Consider the following 20,353-nt stretch of genomic DNA (forward strand, 5'->3'; position numbering starts at 1 on the left):
TAAAAAAACGGTGCCTAAAGCACCGTAGCAATAAAGTTTCTTACACGTCCGTTTTCGGGATCGTCAAGAACCTGCCGGCCAGGCCCGGCGGCAATGATCCTGCCGCTTTCCATAAACACAATGTTGTCCGCCACCTCGCGGGCAAAACCGATCTCATGGGTAACAATCACCATAGTGATGCCGGAGTGCGCCAGCTGTTTGATCACCTGCAAAACCTCACCCACCAGCTCCGGGTCAAGCGCAGACGTAGGCTCATCAAACAGCATTACCCCAGGATCCATCGCCAGGGCACGGGCGATAGCCACTCGTTGCTGCTGACCGCCAGACAGATTTTGCGGCCATTCATTCTCACGCCCGGCAAGCCCCACCTGCTTTAGCAACGCCAGCGCTTTGTTGGTAGCCTGCTGGCGGCTCTGTTTTTTTACGCGTATCGGCGCATCCACGATGTTCTGCAACACGGTCCGGTGTGGGAACAGATTAAATTGCTGGAACACCATGCCAATCTCGGCACGCTGGCGCGCGATGGCGCTGCTGTTCAATTCATGGAGGGCGAGCCCCTTTTGTTTGTAGCCCACCATCTCGCCGCCGATGCGAATGGTTCCCCCATCCAGCTTCTCCAGATGGTTGATGCAGCGTAGTAGCGTTGATTTCCCTGAACCTGAAGGCCCGAGAATGACGGTGACGGAACCTGCCGGGATATCCAGATTCACCTCATCAAGGATGGTCACGCCAGAAAAACGTTTAGTGACTTTACGTAGTGCAATCGCTTCAGCCATTACTGATGCTCCTTTTCGCTTCGGGCGTTGAAACAGGCGACGCAGCTTGCCAGAAACGACTTTTTTCCCGGCGAGAGATGCCCCGGCCAAAATAGCGTTCAACGTAAAACTGCCCTACCGAGAGTACCGAGGTCATCAGCAGATACCATAAGGTGGCAACCAGAAGCAGAGGGATCACCTCATAGGTGCGCTGATAGATAATTTGCGCTGAGAACAACACATCCTGGAGAGAAATGACCGAAACTACCGCGGTGGTTTTTAGCTGACCAATAATTTCATTACCCGCTGGCGGCATAATGGCGCGCATCGCCTGAGGCAACACGGTATGGCAGAAAATCTGCGAGGGGCGATAACCAAGCGCCCGCGCGGCTTCAATCTGACCATTCCCTACGCTCTGGATGCCGGCGCGAACAATTTCTGCTGCATAGGCTGACTGATGCATTACCAACGCGATCGCCGCCGCGCTAAAGGGGCTAATTAAAGCATTGGACTGAGCACTCCAGATCTCACCTATACCCGGAATCGACAGCGCAACTTTGGGATAGAGCGCGGCAATGTTGTACCAGAGAAACAGCTGCACCAGCATCGGTACGCCACGGAAAAACCAGGTGTAGGCCCAGCTAACGGCGACTAATACCGGGTTGGAAGACAAACGCATAAGCGCCAGTACGGTGCCAAAAGCGAAGCCAAATATCACAGAAATCGCGGTAAGCTGCAGGGTCATGAGCACCCCCTGCAAAATAGAGGGACCGGTAAAGTTCTCCGCGATGACTCCCCACTCAAAGCGGGGATTGTTCATCATTGAGTGCGCCATCGCCACGACGCACAACAGAACAACCAGCGCGCTTAGCCAGCGTCCGTAATAACGTTTACTGACGATTTTCAACTCGTCGGTGTGGTCCCGAACTTCACTCATTTGAAGATCTCTTCATTACGTTTAGCTTCAGTCACCGCACCAAAGCCAATTCCCCAGTGATCGAGGATTTTTTTATAGCTACCGTCTTTAATAAGCGAGTTCAGAGCGGCCTGAACGGCAGGTTCAAGTGCGGAATCTTTCGGGAAGGCAACCGAAACCGGGGCATCATTAACGGTAATTTCACCAGCCAGGGTGAGAGGCTTAATCACTTTGACCTGCCACAGTAACCCTTCATAGGGTCCAAGGAACATCGGCACGCGGCCGCTGACCACTGCCTGTACGCCCGCTGGACGGTCCGGGAAAACAGCAACCTTGACTGGCTTTTTACCTGCGGCTTCACAAGCTTTGCTGGCTTCTTCCAGCCGTGTTACCTGCGTGGTACCGGAACCCGCGCCCACTTCTTTGCCGCAAAGATCGTTGAGGGATTTAAATGGCGCGATCCCGGCATCTTTTCGGGAAATAACGCCCAGCAAACTGGCATTGTAATAGCCGACAAAATCAATCTGTTTCAGACGAGCTGGCGTGGCGTTGATATTTGATAAGGCAACATCGTAACGCCCGGTTTTCAGGCCAGGAATGATATTGTCAAAACCTCCGGTATCGCGCCACTGCACGTTAAGACCCAGACGTTCACCGACGGCGTTCATGATATCAATCTCACGGCCAGCCAGCGTTTTGTTATCTTCCTTAAAGAAGGTCGTCGGCGGGGTATTAGGGTTGGTACCGGCAACTATATAGCCGCGCTTTATTATGTCCGCAGGCAATAGCGTTTTCAGTGTCGGATCGGCCCGAACATGAAGAGTACTGTCGGTGGCAACAGATTGTTCGGCAGCAAACGTTGTGTGTGCGCTCAGAGCTAGTGCTAAAAGAGTCATGCCTTTTGCGAATTTCACTGGAACCTTTCTCCTGATATTTAAAAATTTCCCTGCAAGGGAAAGGCATTGAGGTAGCGATGTGTTTTTAACGCAATAAGGCGTAACCATTTATAGCCTTATAGTTTTTTCATCCTCAAAATGTCCCAATGCTATTTTCAGGGAATAAAGGCTTCGATCACAAATGCGAAAAACAGCTATCTATTGCCAGATTTCAAGGGAAAGGGCTCTCTTCTCCTCCTGACTAAAACCGCGTTTTTTTGGACACCTGCGCCTGATCGGGTTGATAGGTCATAGAAGCATGTTTCAGTGCCTTAAAACATCCTCGTTTCGTTCTGCCGCCGCTTCCCTTTAATGATTTGAATTTAAATACTTTATCCAGAAATTTAGCCTCGTCTAAATCTTCAAACTATGTAAAAAGTGTGATGCGGATCACTTATCCATTGAATTTTAAACAGCCGCCACTAGAATTACGCGCTTTGGGATTTGATACGGAGCAGAAGCCTATGTCTGAGATGAACATCGTTTCACGCAAAGTTGCCTGGTCACGCGTTCTGGCTCTGGCTGTCGCTGCCTTTATTTTCAACACCACAGAATATATGCCGGTCGGTCTGCTTTCGAACATCGGCCAGAGCTTTGGCATGGAGTCCGCGCAGGCGGGCATTATGCTGACTATCTACGCCTGGATCGTGGCGCTGATGTCGCTGCCGCTGATGCTGATGACCAGCAATACCGACCGGCGTCTGCTGCTGATTGCCATTTTCAGCCTGTTTACCTTTAGCCACGTGCTGGCGTTTTTCGCCTGGAGCTTTGACGTGCTGCTGCTCAGCCGCGCCGGTGTCGCCCTCGCCCACGCGCTGTTCTGGTCGATAACTGCCTCACTGGCGGTTCGGCTTGCGCCGCCGGGTAAAAGAGCCCAGGCGTTAAGCCTGATTGCGACGGCTACCGCTCTGGCTTCGGTACTGGGCCTGCCGCTGGGCAGAATCATCGGTCAGGCCTTTGGCTGGCGGAGTACTTTCCTGGCTATCGGCGCCAGCGCTTTCGTGCTGTTGGGTCTGATTTTAAAAATCATGCCGCGCGTGCCGTCTGAACATACTGGCTCATTGAAGAGCCTGCCGGATTTGCTGCGCCGTCCAGCGCTGGTTGGGCTGTACGTGCTGGCCGTAGCGGTGGTGACCGCGCACTTTACCGCCTTCACCTACATCGAACCTTTTGTGCAGAAGGTGTCTGGTTTCGATCAGGGCTTCGCTACGCTGCTGCTGCTGATTTTTGGCGTGGCGGGTATTACCGGCAGCATCATTTTTGGCAAGAGCGGTGAAAAGCGCCTTACGCCACTGCTGGTTGGCTCCATTGGCGTGCTTGCGCTGTGCCTGCTGCTGCTGTCGCCGGTTGCCGTTAGCAAAACGGGATTGGTTGTGCTGAGCCTGTTCTGGGGCATGGCGTTTATGATGATCGGCATGGGCATGCAGATGAAAGTCCTGACGCTGGCGCCAGACGCTACCGACGTTGCCATGGCGATGTTTTCAGGCATCTTTAACATTGGTATCGGCGCGGGCGCGCTGCTGGGGAACAAAGTGAGCCTGGATCTCTCTATGTCCTCGGTGGGCTATGTGGGTGCCGTACCAGCCCTGGCAGGCTTGCTGCTGGCCGTGACGATTTTCCGCAAATACCGCAGCAAACAGGCTGAACCTGAAAGCAGCGTGATCACCGAAGTGAAATAGGTCCTCAGGCAACCGCTGGCGCACGGCGGTTGCCTGTAAATCTGCTTTCTGGTCTTTAAAAACGCTGTGCCGATATTACCCTGCCCCCGCCTTTAGTTAATTCCCCTGCTTAATTACAGTAAGTAATTAAAAAATCATATGCTTACCTTCTGTTCCAGCCAAAAACAGAGAACGCCGGCCATAACAATCAGCATCCCCTTTGTTTATATCAGGTTACGGAAATTTCCCATCTCGACAGTACAAATAACAATGTCTTATAAAACATGGCGATATTCTCAAAGCGAGCCGCTGAAACAAAAATGTCATATTGTTGACATAGGCTGTCATTACACTTTTTGAGGCAGTAAATTCACCACGGGTAATCAAAATGGCAACGATTAAGGCAAAGAATTACAGGGACGCTAACGAGATGCTGCAGTCCGGTATCAGCAAGGTTGAACTGGCCTATGACATTGACAGCGATGATTTTTTCCGGTTTGCGAGCCACTGGTGCGATCGTGGCGCAAAAATCTCCCGCGGCAACGAGCACTTTGTTGTTTCACTAAAAGGGATGAATATTCCGCCCAATAAATAATGCCACGCTTTACGATTGTGGTTCTGACCTGCTTTAATCACCGCTTTGGCGATTAAGCAGGAGCAGCGATGAGTTCTGAACAGATAAGCTTCCGGTACCCGGCCTGCACGCCGTCCCTGGGGCCGTTTCTCACCGACATCAGCTGCTCTTCTCCGGCAGGACATGCTGATGTCCTGCTGCTACAGGCTCGCTATCACCTCGCCTTGTACAGCAACGCTCTTTTTATGACGTATCAGCTGCCTTTCCCTGCTCATCTGGGTAAAGCCGTGGCAAAGCGCCGCGCTGAATATCTTGCCAGCCGCGTTTGCGCCCGGTATGCCCTGACGCTGTTTGGTTTTACTGATTTCGTTCTGGCAAACGATGCGGATCGCGCACCCGTCTGGCCGCAAGGCATGGCTGGTTCACTTTCACATACTCGCCAGCGGATCGGCTTGCTGCTGACTCGCGAGGCCAGCGGCAAGCTGCTGGGCGTCGATTGTGAAGAGTTTATGCAGCCAGAGACGGCAGAGGAAATGCAGAGCATGGTTATCAGCGCACGGGAAAAAGCCGTGCTCGCCACCAGCCACCAGCCTTTTGCTACCGCATTGACCGCCGCTTTTTCTTTAAAAGAGAGTCTTTATAAAACGCTGTTCCCGGCCTTTCGCCAGTTTATGAACTTTAACGAAGCCGAGATAACGGCCTGCGATAGCGCCATAACCAACGTGACGCTGCGTCTCAATCGAACCTTATCCACTGACTTTCCGGCGGGCAGGCTCTTTAGCGGGCGCGTAGAGCACGAAAGCGATTCACTGACCAGCTGGATTATTACGCCGCGCATAAAAAAACCGGACTGATATGCAACCAGTCCGGTATTGACCATATACGGTAAACGACGGGAAAGTCCGTGACGGCATGCAACCGTCAGCTTCACCTTACTTATTCGCCAGGGCGCTGACTACTGACTATTTATGCACAGCATATGCGCCGGGCGGTTAATCAGAGCCGGTTCTTTTCACCGCGTCCAGCGTCGCCAGCTCGCGCTCTTCGCCCGTCAGCTCGCTCAAATGCCCTTCCCGCATCTCCAGCAGCCTGTCGGCATGCAGGAAATAGTGGTCGTCATGGCTGATGGCAAAGACCGTTTTCCCCATCTCTTTCAGCCACGGCAGCAGTTCGCGATAGAAGATACGCCGAAAATGCGGATCCTGATCGGCGGCCCACTCATCCAGCAGCAGAATATCGCGCTGTTCTGCCGTGGCCAGCAGCAGCGCCAGCCGCTTGCTTTGCCCTTTCGATAGCTTCAGGTTCAGCACCTTGTTACCTTCCAGGCGGAGTTTGTCCTGCATCTGCAACCGTTCGAGCCAGCGCTGTACCTGTGCCGGATCGGCGGGCGCGCCGTGGTTATCAATCAGCCGATCGAACAGATGGACATCGGTGAACACGGCGGAAAACAGGCGGCGATAGCCTGCCATCCCGGCCACGTCCAGCGCTTTGCCATCCAGCAGGATCTGCCCGGAAACCGGCTGGTAAAGGCCGGTCAGCAGCATTGCCAGCGTCGATTTCCCGCTGCCGTTGCCGCCAATCAGAAAGACCAGCTCGCCGCGCTTTAAGGTCAGGTTAATCGGGCCAACGGCAAAGCCACCGTCGCCATAATGAAACAGCAGATCGCGCAGCTCCAGCGTCTGCCAGTTTTGCTTAGCGGGCGCGGCGTCAAACTCTTCGCGATAGCTGGCAAGCTTAAAGGTATTGAGCTTGTTAAAGGCAACCTGCGCGCTTAATAGCGTCGGCAAAGCGCCAACGGCAGAGAGCAACGGCGTGCGCAGAAACAGCAGCGTCAGCGAATAGGTCGCCGCTATCGCCGTATCCGCCCAGCCAAGGCTGTTAGCCATAAAGAACACCAGGCCAATCGCGCCCAGCATCATAATGTTTGACCAGTTTACGGCGCTAAGGTGAAAGGTATCCGCCCGCACAATATGATGGCGATAAGAGCGGGCGTCTTCCTGATAAACCGTGTCATAAATCAGCTGCGCGCGCTGGCGATTGAGCGCCAGCTCTTTACGTCCTTCAATGATGGTTTGATAGTCGGCGTAAAGCGCGTCTTCCACTTCGCGCAGGCTGGCCATATGGCGATAAACTTTTGCCACCAGCAGCCAGCCGCCTACGATAGTTATCGTCAGCCAGACGGTGGTTACCAGCAGCATCTTTGGCGACAGCCACGCCAGGTAAGCCGCCGATCCCACCGTCAGGATAATGCCCTGAATCAGCTCCGGCAGGCGCACAAAGGCGATAGTGATATTGCGAACGTCGCTGGTCAGCGCCGCCAGCAGCTGGGCGCTGCCAATCTGTTCAATGCGCTCGATCTGCGTGTCCAGAATGCGCTTGATAAATTCGCCGCGCAGCCGGTAAACAAAGTGGTGTCCCAGCAGCGTCAGCGCCAGCTGCGAGGCCAGCGTCACGGCCATCAGCAGCAGCAGCAGCCCTAAGAATTCCGGCAGGATCAGCAAGGAGGCGTTAAGTGAGGTAATGAGCTCACGGTTGATAAAGGCGATTAGCCCGATGCCGAGCGCGGCGCTGAGCAGGCTAAGGCAGATAACCCCGACAAAAGGCCAGCGATACTGTCGATAAACGACGTGCAGCAACTCCATGACACCATCCCGTTAAACTGAGCAGCCTGCAGTTTAATGAGAAGCGGGACGATATCAATAATAATTCTCAACTGGGCCTCAGCGAAAGGCTCGCCGGAAGGTCAGATTGTAGCGAAACGCGCCGGTGGCAGGATGACTGCCGTGCTTAAGCGGCAAAATGCCGTGATAGCGCAGGCGCGACGGGCCGCCCCAGACCACTACATCGCCATGTTCCAGCAGCACGCGCTGCACCGCGTCGCCTCGCTCAAAGCCGCCAAACTGAAATACGGCAGGCAGGCCGAGCGAAACGGAGACGATCGGCTGCTGCATATCCTGCTCGTCTTTATCCTGATGCAGGCTCAGCTTCGCTTCCGGCGCGTAGCGGTTGATTAAACAGGCGTCAGGCTGGAAATGCGCGAAACCGGCCTCGCGGGCGCAGGCCACGGCCAGCTGGCGAAAGCGATCCGGCATGGCGGGCCAGCACTGTCCGCTGGCGTTGTCATATTCGCTGTACTGATAGCCGCGTGAATCCGTAGACCAGCCGAAATCGCCGCAGTTGGTCATCGCTACCGACATGCGATGACCGCCAGGCGTAATACGATGCGCAAAAGGATTCAGCGCGGCAATCTGCTGGATCAGCTCCAGCAGCGCAGGCGACTCTTCCCGCGCGCGCCGCCGCAGGATCACCGCGCCTTCGGCCAGCGGTTCTGACCAGGGCGTTTCTTCACTAAATAAATCCAGCATGACGTCCCCCTGTACGGAAAGCATTTGGCCAATCGGGCAACCGCCGACGCCAACGTGGTTTACAGGCACCAGCGCTTTAAGCTGGAACAGTTACCTTAATTGTAGCTATTCCTGCTGCGGCAGAATAAAGGCTTTGAACTGCGGCGACATCCAGCTGCTAAAACCATCGCCCTGCTTTTCAATCAGGTAGACCGCCAGATTTTCGCGCAGCGCCAGCGCTTTGGCCTGCTCTTCACCCAGCACCATCAGGCCGGTATCCCAGCCGTCCGCTTCCAGCGCCGTGGTGGCGATAACCGTTGCGGAAACCAGCTTGTGCTGGATGGGCCGTCCGGTGGTCGGGTCGATAATATGCGAGATACGTTTGCCGTCCAGCTCATAATAGTTGCGGTAGCTACCGGAGGTACTGATGCCGTGCCCCTGTAAATCCACCACGGCCTGTACCGCATTTTCTTTATCGGTCGGCTTCTGGATAGCCACTTTCCACGGCTTGTCTTCGGCATTTTTGCCACGCGTCAGCACCGCGCCGCCAACGGAAACCAGATAGTTATTGATGCCCTCTTTTTCCATCAGGCGCGCCAGGTGATCGGTGGCAAAGCCTTCTCCCATCGTAGAGAGATCGACATAAAGCCCGGGCAGATCTTTTTGCAGATAAGCGCCCTCGCTACGCTGGATAACGCGCAGATGCTGTAAGCCGGTTAACGCACGCGCCGCGTCAATCTGTGCCTGACTCGGCGTCGCCAGCGGCTGCTTTGCTGGCCCAAAGCCCCACAGGTTAACCAGCGGCCCGACGGTGATATCCATTTTGCCTGCGGTTTTCTGTCCGATGCGCAATGACATGGTTACGATATCCGCCATGTTGTCGCTTATCGGCTGCGGCTCGCTGCCGCGATACTGATTGAACCGGGAAATAACCGAGTCATCTTTCCACGTGGAGAGCTCCCGATCGTCGCTGTCCAGCAGCTGCTGTGCCGCTTTTTGCAGGCTTTCTTTTCGACTTTCGTCTACCCCGGCCAGGCTAATTCGCCAGAATGTTCCCATTGTGCGTCCCTCCAGTACCAGCGCGGAATCGCCTGCACTCTGGTTATGCTGGTCACAGCCGGAAACCATAAAAAATGCTGCCACAACAGGGAAATACAACCAGTTCTTCTTCATCTTTGACTAAATACCTTTATTAAATTCCGGCCCTGAAAGCGTAAAAAAGCAGCGTAAAGCCGGGCCGGACGCACTTGACCTTCCGTCAGAGGCTGCACAAAATATCATCCAGGTTTAACGAACGCGGTGCTGTTGCCGCAAGAATGGAGGTCGTTATGATCTACTATTTGCTGCCTTTTATCTGCCTGGGCCTGATTATCTTTTCCGGCTACAAGCATTACAAGCAAACAAACATTAAACAGCTCCATCGTCCACGTCACCGTTGATCGCGTGGAAAAACAGAAGGGAGAGTAAAGCAAGGGAGGATGCGGGAGCGCAAGATGCGCTCCCACTAAAATCAGAACTGGTAAACCAGACCCAGTGCTACAACGTTATCGGTGTTGATACCGGCAGCTCGGGTGAAGTCGTTGTCGTCCAGCAGGTTGATCTGGTAGTCAACGTAGGTAGACATGTTTTTGTTAAAGTAGTAAGTCGTACCCACATCAACGTATTTCTTCAGGTTCTGTGAACCGTAACCTTCAATATCGGTGCCGCGAGAGCTGACGAAGGCCAGTGATGGGCGCAGGCCGAAGTCAAACTGGTACTGTGCAACCAGCTCCCAGTTATCCGCTTTATCCGCAAAACCGTAAGCATCGCTGTCGCTGTCGCCGAAACGGGTCGCGTTGTAAGAACGGGTGTACATCGCAGCCAGGTAGATGTTGTTGGCGTCATATTTCAGGCCGCCGGTATAGGCTGTCGCCTTGTCGCCGTTGCCCAGAATGCCGTTAGTACGGTTGTTCTGCTCGTTGGTACGGTCGGAGCTGAACATGGCCGCACCGATACCAAAGCCGGAACCGATATCATAAGTGGTCGACATGCCCCAGCCGTCGCCGTTACGCGCCAGCACGTCACGTCCGCTCAGCTCGGTGCCGCTGTTGTTTTTGCCCTGGTACTGTAAGGCAAAATTGAGGCCGTCAACCATGCCGAAGAAGTTGTTGTTGCGGTAGGTCGCCAGGCCGCTTGAACGCTGGAACATAAAGTTGTCCGCGCCATAGGTGTCGCCGCCGAACTCTGGCAGTACGTCGGTCCATGCGCCGATATCGTAAGCCACGCCGTAGTTACGGCCATAGTCCAGAGAGCCAGCGTCGCCGAATTTCAGACCAGCAAAGCCTACGCGAGTGTGGTTGTCAGAGCTGCCTTCATCTTCAGAGTTGTTCAGCGCAACCTGATATTCCCACTGGCCGTAACCGGTCAGCTGATTGCTGATCTGGGTTTCGCCCTTAAAGCCGAAGCGCATATAGGACTGGTCGCCATCAGAGCTGTCGTCGTTGGAGAAGTAGTGCAGGCCATCTACTTTGCCAAAGAGGTCAAGCTTGTTGCCATCTTTGTTATAGATTTCTGCAGCGCCTGCAGAACCGGCAACCAGCAAAGCCGGAACCATCAGGGAGAGAACGCGAAGCTTCATTTTTTATTACCCTCTTGTTATGTGCTTTATTACCACTGCGTGCTGAAAGTCGAAAATTCAGCCGGCACCCACATGTTAGTGGCCGGTCAGTAATAATCTATAAAGAATATGATACTAAATATCCGAATATGTTTCATTGTGTAAATTAAATATGTCTAAATATAAATATAGCGGAACTTTTCGAGCGCACATATCAGTAAAAAATAGCGCACGTAATGTAAAGAAACAGGAAAATTTTTATAATACATAAAGTTATGTAATGTTGCCCATCTGAGCACTGAATGATAAAAAGAAGCCACCATCAGGTTATATAATATCCGCGCTATCATCATTTTATTTCATTATTACCTTCATTCATCCCCGAATGTGTTGTTTTACCCTATTTCCCGCCGAACCTTGTGTTCGGCTTTTTTTTGCGAAAAATAAAGTGAATGTCCGGAAGGAATAATGGGGTGGCAAACAGTCTTCGGTGGGGGAACAATCAGCGCCAGAAACGCCACTGAATAAAAATTCATTATGGCGGGAGAGAGGAATTTAATCGGCTATTCAGTGGCGTTGTTTATTACCTTTCGCGCAGTGATTCTTTAACTTTATTCAGCGGCTTAATCAGATAATCCATGACCGATTTCTGACCGGTTTTAATCTCAACATTCGCCACCATACCGGGCACGATAGGAAACTTTCTGCCGGCCTTGTTGACCAGCTCCGCCTTCTGCGTACGCACGTAAACCCGGTAGTAGTACTGGTCGCGCTTAACCTCATCCTGGATCGTATCTGGCGAAACGGTCTCTACTTCGCCATCCAGATTGCCATAGATAGAAGAGTCGTAGGCAGTGATCTTTACCACGGCAGGCAGGCCTGGCCGGATATAGGCGATATCCCGAGGGTTGATGCGGGTTTCAATCAGCAGCTGATCTTCCAGCGGCACTATCTCCATCAGCTTGCCGCCCGGTTGCAGCACGCCGCCGACCGTCGTTACCTGAATATCTTTGACGATGCCGCGAACCGGCGAGTAAATCGTGGCTCGCGTCAGCTGATCCTCTTTGCCGGTCAACACCTGTAGCTGCGCGTCCAGATCGGCGTTGTTTTTCACCTGCTCCTCACGCGCTCGTACCGCATAGTCATTCTTTGCTTCGTCGATCTTTCCGCGCAGGTCGCTGATCTGACGTTTTAAGCGGATAACCTCGACTTCGCCCGCCGCGCCTTTTGCTACCAGCGGCTGGGTCATGCGCAGCTCGTCCTGCACCAGCTTCATTGACTGCTGGAGATTGCTGACCGTTTCCGTCAGGTTGCGGCGGCGCGACTGGTACAGCTGCGTTTCACGCGCGACCAGCTCGGGCTCCTTCAGGGTTTCCGCACTGAAAGCCAGCGGCGCACCAGTCAGTTCAGCGCGCAGTCGTTCGGCGGAAGCGCGCAGCGTTCGGGCTTTGGCCGCCGCTTCGCCAAAGTTGGACTGGAAGCGCGTCGGATCGAGGCGCGCCAGTATCTCGCCTTTCTCAACGATGTCGCCTTCGTGAACGTTAAGCTGATCGACGATGCCGCCGTCCAGGCTTTCAATCACCTGCGCGCGGCTGGAGGGCGTGACTTTGCCCGTACCTACGGTTACCTCATCCAGGATGGCAAAATGCGCCCAGATAAAGAACACCACCAGCGCGGCGGCGCAAAGCCAGATAATGGCTGAGGTGCGCGTTTCGTTACGTTTCAGGCTGCGGTCAATTAATATCAGGCTCATGCGGCGTCCCCTTGTCCGGCGCTCTGTTTCGCCGACTGTGCCGCTGCCGCGCGCAGGATCTCATCGCGCGCGCCGTCAGCCACAATGCGGCCATTGTCCATTACCACGATTCTGTCCACCAGCTTCAGCAGCGCGGGTCGATGGGTAACCAGCACCAGCGTGCGGCCCGAAAGCCAGCCCTTCATCTGGCCGATAACGTACTCTTCCAGCGACTCATCCATAGAGGCGGTCGGCTCATCCATCAGCACGACCTGCGGCTGGCGCAGGATCATGCGGCTAAGCATCACCATCTGGCGCTGGCCGCCGGAAAGCCCGCGCCCGCCTTCGTTGATAATGCGGTCAAGACTGGACGCATCCTGCTGCACCAGGCTTAGCGCACCGCTGACGCGTAACGCCTGTAGCATCTCCTGTTCGCTGGCGTGCGGGTTGCCCAGCATCAGATTCTGGCGCAGCGTGCCGAAGAACAGCCGTGAATCCTGCGAAAGCCAGCCCAGCTGACGCCGTAAATCCACCGGATCGATACGTTTAATATCCACGCCGTCCACGATAACTTTGCCCTGTGTCGCCCTCGCCTGGCCGGCCAGCAGCTTAAGCAGCGTCGATTTTCCTGCGCCAACCTTGCCTAAAATCGCCACCCTTTCACCCGGTTTGATTTGTAGCTGGCCAACCGTCACCACGTTTTTGACGTTTTCTTCATCGTAGCTGTACTGCACGTTGCGCAGATCGTAATGGCCGGTCAGCGTTGGGCAGTGCGCCATTTCGCCCTCTTCCGGCTGGTCCAGCGGCTTTTTCAGCAGCTCGTCCAGGCCCGTCATGGCGGTTTTGGCATGCTGCCAGCGCGAAAAAACCATCGTCAGCTGCATCAGTGGCGCAATAGTGCGTGAGGAGAGCAGGCTGCTGGCGACCAGCGTACCCGTAGTGATATCGCCATTCAGTACCAGATAGACCCCAAACACCAGCATGCCTGCATAGGTCAGCTGCTGCACCGTCGAAGCCCAGCCGGTCAGCCTTGCACCCCACAGCCTTTGCTGCATACCGATAGTGGCGCTGACCTCGTGCGTTTGCTCCCACTGCCGCTGAAAATAGGGTTCCGCCTGAAGCGACTTGATGTCTTCGATGCCTTCAATGGTTTCCACCAGCACCGCGTTGCGCAGCGCGCCTTCACGCAGTCCCTCTTTTGCCAGCTTCGCCATCGGGATCTGCACCAGCAGGCCGGGGATGACGATCAGCGGAATGGCCAGCAGCGGAATAATCACCAGCGGCCCGCCGATAAAGCCCATTAAAAACAGAAAGAGAATAACAAAAGGCATGTCCGCCGCTGCGCCAACGGTCGTCGAGGTCAGTAGCTCGCGCACCTGATCGATTTCACGCAGCTGCGAAATAAACGAGCCAGTCGATTTGGGCCGCGCCTCGTTACGAATATTCATCGCGCGGGCAAACAGCATAGAGGAAACTTTTAAGTCGATGCGCTTGCCCATCAGATCGGAAACCTGGGTACGCATCAGGCGGATCAGATATTCGATGGCGGCGGCGATCAGCACGCCGGTAAACAGCACCCACAGCGTTGGCTGCGACTGCGCCGGAATAACGCGGTCATACACCTGCATTGAAAAGAGAATGCCCGCCAGCGCCAGCACGTTGCCGACCACGGAAGCCAGCGAGATTTCCATAATCCGGCGGCCCATGCCGCGAAAGTTTTCCCAGAACCAGTGCTTTTTATAGGGCTTCACAAACTCATCGATACGCGCATCGCGCCCGCGCGCCGCCACGCCGATAATGCCAACCTGCTCTTTGCTTTGCGAAAGCAGCGTCGCCAGCTCGCTTTCCCGCACCACGTCGCCGCCGTCGCTTAGCCAGTAGCGGGCTTTGCCTTCGGCATCGATGGTTTCAACCACCACCACGCTGCCGTTTTCCATAATCAGCACGACCGGCGTTACTTCCTGCCGCCAACGGATCTTATCGCGCGGCATCATGGTCAGATGCAGGCCCAGCAGGCCCGCCAGTCTTTCCAGCTGCTGTGCGGGGGTCAGGTGTTCAAACCAGCGCATCTGCTGGCGCAGCGTGGAGCCGTCCGCCGGTTTACCGAAGCGCGCCGCTACGCGCAGCATGGCGTCGATCCAGTTCTCGGTGCTAGCGGTTTTGGTCATAAATACAGCCTTTTATTTTAAAGCGATGGCAAGGTTTGGCCGCTGGTGGCTTCACGATCGATGCCCATAATATCCAGCAGATTGTCGACGGCGGCGGCATAGCGCACGGTGGCGTCCCAGCCGTCGTAAAGCGCGGTCAGACGGCTGCTGTCAGCCTGAAAGACGTCCTGTTCAACGCTCAGCAGATCGTTGAGGCTGCGCTTGTTAAGTTTGTACTCGTCGGCGTAAACCGAACGGGTATGCTCGGCGCTGCTGAGCTGCTGCTCTCCGGCCGCCTGGCGCTGCTGCGCGCCGATCATGTCGGCATAGGCGGTAGAAGCGTGCTGGTTGATATCCAGCTTCGACTGATCAATAGCGGCTTCGGCCGCTTCGCGGTCACCTTCCGCCGCGCGGGTTTTGGCGTTGACCAGCCCGCCCTGATAAAGCGGGGCTTCAACCTGAAGCTGTAGCTCATTGTCCCAGTAGGAGTTGGTCGTGCTGTTGCCTTCGTAGCGGGTGCGTCCCGCCACTACCTTGATGGTCGGCCAGTGGTTAGACGAAGCCTGGCGAACACGTTCTCTTGCGGCTTCCTGCTTGGCCTGCGCGCTGCGAACGGCGGCGCTGTTCTCGTAGGAAATTTTATCGAGCGTGACCTGCTGCTTAAGTAGCGACTGCGGCAGATCGGGTAAGTCGCCGGAGACGACGCCAGTCAGCACTGTCAACTGCGCCTGCGCCGAGCGTTCCGAAGCACGGTACTGCTCCATTGTGGCGCGCATACCGGCGATGCGGGTTTCCGCCTGCAAGACGTCAGACTGCGAGCTAAGCCCGGCGTCGGCGCGATAGTGGGCGATTTCCTTAACGTGTTCCAGCGAGGCGACGTTATTACGCGCCGCTTCCACCAGCGTACGGTAACGCTTGACCTGTAGATAAGCCTGGAGCGTATCCTGCGCGACGGTGGTCATCGTGTCGTAAAGGGCAAAGCGGTAGGCATCGGACAGCTGGTGCTGCTCGTCGATTGCGCCGCTGGTACGGCCAAAGTCCCACAGCAGCTGGCTGAGGGTAATGCCGCCGGAGCCTTTATTGTTCACCGTGCCGGAGGAGTAGGTTTGCTGTGAACTGCCGCCGGTGGCATTAAGAGAGATTTGCGGATACCAGGCGCTTTCTGCGGCGTCCAGATCCGCTTCGCCTACGCGGATTTGCGCGGCGGCCTGAGAGATTTTTGGATTGCGGGCAAAGGCTCTTAAAATGGCCTCGCGTAACGTCAACGTGGAGACCTGCTCCTCGGTCGGTGCGGCTCGCCAGTTAAACTCGACCTTTTGCTGCTTTGCTGCGAGCGCGTGCTGTCCCGATGCGCTGCATGCCGCAGCCAGACACAGGGAAAGCCAGACTCTCTTCATCTTGGCACCACTTTCCATCTTCATCCTTTGTCAGAAAAATGGCCGGGGACGACAAGCCCGCCCCGGCCAGTCGGGTCAGGCGGTTTGTACCTGTAAGTTATGTTGGATCAGAACATCGGCCAGCGTGCCTTCATGGCTGGCGGATGAGTTGTGATAAAGATCGAAAAGCTGGCCATTGACCGTGCGCTGGCCCGCGTCGCTCCAGACGCCGCCTTCCGTCGTGCTTAGCGTGACCGCATTGCCGTCCGTGCCTTTAATGGTCAGCGCGTCGCTGGCGTTGTCGGTCAGCGCCAGGAGATCTTTCTGGCCCAGCGTGATGCTGTTGCTGCCGAGCGTGCCCAGGTCGATGGTTTCAATGCCGCTTGCTTTCAGGCCCAGCGAGGCAAAGTCCAGCGCCTCGTGCGAACCGCTTAACGCCAGCGTGTCGTGACCGCCGCCACCTGTCAGATTACTCAGGAAGTTCAGCGAGCTGAGCGTAAAGGTGTCGTTGCTTTCCGTGCCGACGACCGTGGTTTCACCGTCGATGTTCTGCACGTGGCTGCTGGTTGCGGCGCTGTCCGTAGTGGCAGTGCTGCTGTCCGTAGAGGAAGTGCTACTGTCCGTAGAGGAAGTACTGCTGTCCGTAGAGGAGGTGCTACTGTCCGCGCTGATGGCGGCTGCGCTGATAGCTGCTGCTGCGCTGGCGTCGTCATGCGTAGCGCTGGTGTCAGTGCTGGAGTCGCCATCCGTTGGGTTATCGTCCGTCACGGGCGCGGGCGTTTCCGCGCTGCTGCCGCTGGTATCAACCGGCGTGGTCAGATCGACAGGCACATTAATATCCTGCTCGAACCAGTTTCCGGCACCGTCCGAGACGCCAAACGTCAGTGTGCTGGTGCCTTCGCGCAGATCTTCCGCGTTAACTTCAACGCTCCAGCTGCCGTCCGCATTAATCACCCCGTCATGCCAGGTCATCATTTCGGAACTTTGTATAGCGAATGATTTCACCGGTAGCGGCGTCTCTGCGGTGCCGCTAAGCGTGTACCAGGTGCTGCCATCGTCGTGCTGTACTGCATTGGCAAGCGTAACGGCGTTAACGGTGACCGTCGGATTACTGCTGTTGTAGTGGGTGATCAGCAGCAGATCCTGGCTGGCGCTGGTGCCGTTGCCGTTTGCGTCGGTGGCGCTGACCGTCACTTTGTAAGTACCGTCTTTGATCGCAGCGACGTCGTCGTCGCCGATTTGTACCTGCCACTCCCCGCCCTCGCCACCTACGCTGCCGCCATAGGTTTTGCCGTCTATGGTCAGCGTAATCGGCGTACCGTCCGGCAGATGTGCCGCGGTGCCGGTAAACAGAATGCCGTAAATCCCTTCCTGATAGCTAACGGCGTTGTCACCGGTAATGGGATCGATGGTCAGCTCGGGCAGCGCGTCGGTGGCAAAAATCTGTACCGTTGTTGAGTCAAAGTCGCTGTTTCCCGCCGCATCGGTTACTTTGGCAACAACGTTGTAGCTACCTTCGTCCATGCTTTGCAGCGTTTCGGCCGGTACGCTGAACTGCCAGTGACCGTTCTCGTCGACGGTGCCGCTAAGAGTAGTAGTGCCAAAAGTGACGACAACAGCACTGCCTGCCTCGCCCGTGCCGGAAATCACCAGTGGACTATTAATTTCCGTGGCGTCGATCAGGCCGTCGCCTGCCAGCGTGTTAATAGTAACGGACGGGGCCTGCGTATCGACGGCAAAGGTGCTGGTTACCGTCCCGGTTTGACCATAAACATCCGTAATGGTCACCGAAATGGTGTGGTCGCCCTGCGCCTGGTAAAACGCAGCGTTGTACATGTCATCCGTTGACAGCGGTACGCTCCAGTTGCCATCGCTGTCTACCGTACCTGCGTAGCTTACGCCGTCGATAGTTAAGGCAATTTTCTGACCTGCCCCGGTGATGCCAGTATTGCCGGTCAGCGTATAGGCCTGAGAATCCTCTTGCTCATTGATGATGCCGTCGACAAAGGGTGTATCGATAGTCGGATGGGGCTGCGGGGCGTCCGCTGGCGGAGCGGAAGCCTCGACGGTAAGGGCTTTACTTAGCGTGGTAGTGCCACCCGCGCTATTGTCAAAACTGACGCTGATACGGTTGCTGCCCACCGGCAGAACCTGTAAATCTGCCGCCGGAATCGCTACGCTCCAGCTACCGTCCGCCGCCAGCGTCGTGGTATAGGTTTTCTCATTCAGCGTAACGGTCAGCGTACTGTCCGCCGCCAGGTTTTGTGTGGTGCCGCTCAGCGTCTGCGCGGTCTGTTTTTCATCGGCGGTGATAATGCCATCGCCGGTCAGGCTGTTGATGGTCAGTGAAGGCGAACCGGTCGGCGTCGGCGTTTCGCCAGGCGTAGCGGTGCCCGGATCGCTACTATCGCCGTCCGTTGGGTTATCTTCCGTCACCGGCGGCGTCACTTCGCTGCCGCCACCGGCCGCCACTGGCGTGCTCAGATCGGCGTTCACGCTAATACTTTGCTCAAACCAGTTGCCCGCGCCGTCCTGCACGCCAAACGTCAGGTTATTAAAACCGTCTCGCAGATCGTCCGCGCTGACTTCTACGCTCCAGCTGCCGTCCGCATTAATCACACCGTCGCGCCAGCTCATCGTCTCAGAACTTTGTACCGCGAACGATTTCAGCGGGAGAGGCGTTTCCATTGTGCCGCTGAGCGTGTACCAGGTAGTGCCGTCGGCGTGCTGTACGGCATTGGCAAGCGTAATGTCGTTTGGCGTGACCGTCGGATTACTGCTGTCATAATGGGTTATCAGCAGCAGATCCTGGCTAATGCTGGTGCCGTTGCCGCTTGCGTCGGTCGCGCTGACCGTGATTTTGTAGCTGCCGTCTTTAATGGCGGCAACTTCATCGTCAAGGATTTGTACCTGCCACTGGCCATTATAGACGCTGCCTGTCCAGGTTTTGCCGTCCAGGGTGACCTGAACCAGCGTGTCGTTCGGCAGGTTTGTCGCCGTACCGGTCAGCTCAATGCCGTAAATCCCCTCTTTATAATTTACCGCGTTGTCACCGGTAACGGGATCGAGGGTCAGTTCCGGTAGCGTGGAAGCCGTAGCCGGAGCCTCTACCACGGCGCTGCTGCCGGATGTGCTGCTGTCGCCGGTTGTTGCCGTTGTTGTGGTTGTTGCAGCGGTTGGATCGGTCGTCGCTGCGGTTAAGGTTGAAGCGGCGGTCGTTTCGCTAACGGGAACCGCTGCTTCTGACGCTGCCGCATTCTCAGTGGTGGCAGTTTGTGCTGTAGAGGAAGATTTATGTCCGCCTCCTCCGCTATTGGCTGCGGCCACGCCCGCGCCTGCGCCCAGCAGGCCAAGCAGTCCGATACCGACGGCAGTCGTGGAATCGCTGGCCTCGGCCGCGGGGGCGGATACCGACGCCGTGGTTAAAGAGGCCGCATCGTCAAGCGAATGCCAGGCTGGCGTTAATGATGTGATGGCCTGCGGATCGCTTTGCAGCGCTTCTGAAAAAAGCGCCTGCTGCAGCGAATGCTCTTCCTGAAACAGTAGCTCGCTCTGTTTTCCGTCTACCGCCGTGAAAAAATGTTTATAGCTTACAACACGGCCATCCTGCATTCGCAGGATGAGATCCTCACCCTGCTTCTGATAAGAAGAGACCTGAGACGGCGCGCCTTGCAGCGTAATAATCGCGGGTTCGCTAAGCGTCAAAGATGAACTGTCCGTGGCAGGCTGACTCAATGGTTTACCGCTTGCCAGCGATAGAATAGTGACGTGGCCTGTGCCTGAATACGCCATGATCTTCCCCTTGTACACCAGATAATGAGTAAAGCAATGCCGCAAAAAAGTAAAGAAAATCTTTACTTATTACAGGCATGCAGCGGCCAGCGGCCCAAAAAGGCGCTGAGCCTGACCCGGTGCTCATCGGATTGAATTTCATCCGCAACAAGGATAATGGTTAAAATTAAAAGCCAAATATAACGCTCAGTGCTAAACGCAGATTTTGTCTGTCGGCAAGATAAAACAGGACCACTCTTTGCCAGAGCCCGAGCGCCGGCTCAATATACCACCATTAACCTCAATGACTTACCCGTCAAAGAAAAGTGAACAGTCGACGCTGGATAGGCATAAGCTAATCTTCGGCTGCACACTTTACTACTGGCGTAAATCTGGAAAGTTGCCTAAAAAGACAACTTTTTCTTATTAGTGCCGTTTACATCACTTTACTCAAAGATAACTAAATCTTTACATTGTAATTTTTTGTATATGACACCCTGTCAGCATAAAGCATAATTCCTTCTTAACTGTAGACGCCCTACGCAAGAA

At 55.4% G+C, this 20,353-nt stretch carries 14 protein-coding genes; 3 read left to right on the forward strand and 11 right to left on the reverse strand.

All coding sequences use genetic code 11. The features are described 5' to 3' along the window. Nucleotides 1–14: 14 nt before the first annotated feature. From KUE00_RS02570 to KUE00_RS02580, 3 genes are read right to left on the reverse strand one after another with little or no spacing between them, the layout of a single operon-like run. Entirely contained in the window at nt 15–776 is a 762-nt protein-coding gene (locus KUE00_RS02570; protein ID WP_246757917.1) for an amino acid ABC transporter ATP-binding protein, read from the reverse strand. Then, nucleotides 769–1,692, reverse strand: a complete 924-nt coding sequence (locus tag KUE00_RS02575) for an amino acid ABC transporter permease (RefSeq protein ID WP_246757918.1) — start codon at nt 1,690–1,692, stop codon at nt 769–771. Before KUE00_RS02575 ends, KUE00_RS02570 begins: the two co-directional genes overlap by 8 nt. Then, the gene (locus tag KUE00_RS02580; protein WP_246757919.1) at nt 1,689–2,585 is read right to left on the reverse strand and encodes an ABC transporter substrate-binding protein; all 897 of its coding nucleotides are present in this window, start codon (nt 2,583–2,585) and stop codon (nt 1,689–1,691) included. Before KUE00_RS02580 ends, KUE00_RS02575 begins: the two co-directional genes overlap by 4 nt. A gap of 485 nt (nt 2,586–3,070) precedes the next feature. On the opposite strand from KUE00_RS02580, the gene KUE00_RS02585 reads away from it, so the two are divergent. From KUE00_RS02585 to KUE00_RS02595, 3 genes are all read left to right on the forward strand, one after another. Then, entirely contained in the window at nt 3,071–4,285 is a 1,215-nt protein-coding gene (locus tag KUE00_RS02585; protein WP_246757920.1) for a sugar transporter, read from the forward strand. Nucleotides 4,286–4,652: 367 nt separating this feature from the next. Further along, on the forward strand, nt 4,653–4,859 hold the full coding sequence (locus tag KUE00_RS02590; protein WP_246757921.1) for a hypothetical protein: 207 nt from the start codon (nt 4,653–4,655) through the stop codon (nt 4,857–4,859). A gap of 68 nt (nt 4,860–4,927) precedes the next feature. Beyond that, entirely contained in the window at nt 4,928–5,692 is a 765-nt protein-coding gene (locus KUE00_RS02595) for a 4'-phosphopantetheinyl transferase family protein (RefSeq protein WP_246757922.1), read from the forward strand. 138 nt (nt 5,693–5,830) lie between these two features. Here KUE00_RS02595 and KUE00_RS02600 read toward each other — a convergent pair whose 3' ends face one another. The 8 genes from KUE00_RS02600 to KUE00_RS02635 form a co-directional block, all read right to left on the reverse strand. Continuing rightward, nucleotides 5,831–7,480 carry a multidrug ABC transporter permease/ATP-binding protein gene (locus tag KUE00_RS02600; protein WP_246757923.1) on the reverse strand — a complete coding sequence of 550 codons (1,650 nt, stop codon included), beginning with the start codon at nt 7,478–7,480 and terminating at the stop codon, nt 5,831–5,833. Nucleotides 7,481–7,558: 78 nt separating this feature from the next. Next, complete coding sequence (gene alkB / locus KUE00_RS02605) at nt 7,559–8,203, reverse strand: DNA oxidative demethylase AlkB (protein ID WP_246757924.1); 645 nt, start codon at nt 8,201–8,203, stop codon at nt 7,559–7,561. A gap of 105 nt (nt 8,204–8,308) precedes the next feature. Further along, nucleotides 8,309–9,355 (reverse strand): FAD:protein FMN transferase ApbE, encoded by a 1,047-nt coding sequence (gene apbE, locus KUE00_RS02610; RefSeq protein ID WP_246757925.1) that lies wholly within the window; start codon nt 9,353–9,355, stop codon nt 8,309–8,311. A gap of 337 nt (nt 9,356–9,692) precedes the next feature. Further along, a complete protein-coding gene (gene ompC / locus KUE00_RS02615) occupies nt 9,693–10,799 on the reverse strand; it encodes a porin OmpC (protein WP_246757926.1) in 1,107 nt (368 codons plus the stop codon). A 562-nt stretch (nt 10,800–11,361) separates the two neighbouring features. Continuing rightward, a complete protein-coding gene (locus tag KUE00_RS02620) occupies nt 11,362–12,531 on the reverse strand; it encodes an HlyD family type I secretion periplasmic adaptor subunit (protein WP_246757927.1) in 1,170 nt (389 codons plus the stop codon). Beyond that, a complete protein-coding gene (locus tag KUE00_RS02625) occupies nt 12,528–14,678 on the reverse strand; it encodes a type I secretion system permease/ATPase (protein ID WP_246757928.1) in 2,151 nt (716 codons plus the stop codon). The genes KUE00_RS02620 and KUE00_RS02625 overlap by 4 nt, the downstream gene beginning before the upstream one ends. Before the next feature lie 17 nt (nt 14,679–14,695). Beyond that, entirely contained in the window at nt 14,696–16,054 is a 1,359-nt protein-coding gene (locus KUE00_RS02630) for a TolC family outer membrane protein (RefSeq protein WP_246757929.1), read from the reverse strand. Between the two features lie 75 nt (nt 16,055–16,129). Beyond that, entirely contained in the window at nt 16,130–19,825 is a 3,696-nt protein-coding gene (locus KUE00_RS02635; protein ID WP_246757930.1) for an Ig-like domain-containing protein, read from the reverse strand. Between the last annotated feature and the right edge of the window lie 528 nt (nt 19,826–20,353).

It is taken from the genome of Erwinia phyllosphaerae (genome assembly GCF_019132875.1).
GTDB classification, from domain to species: Bacteria; Pseudomonadota; Gammaproteobacteria; order Enterobacterales; family Enterobacteriaceae; genus Erwinia; species Erwinia phyllosphaerae.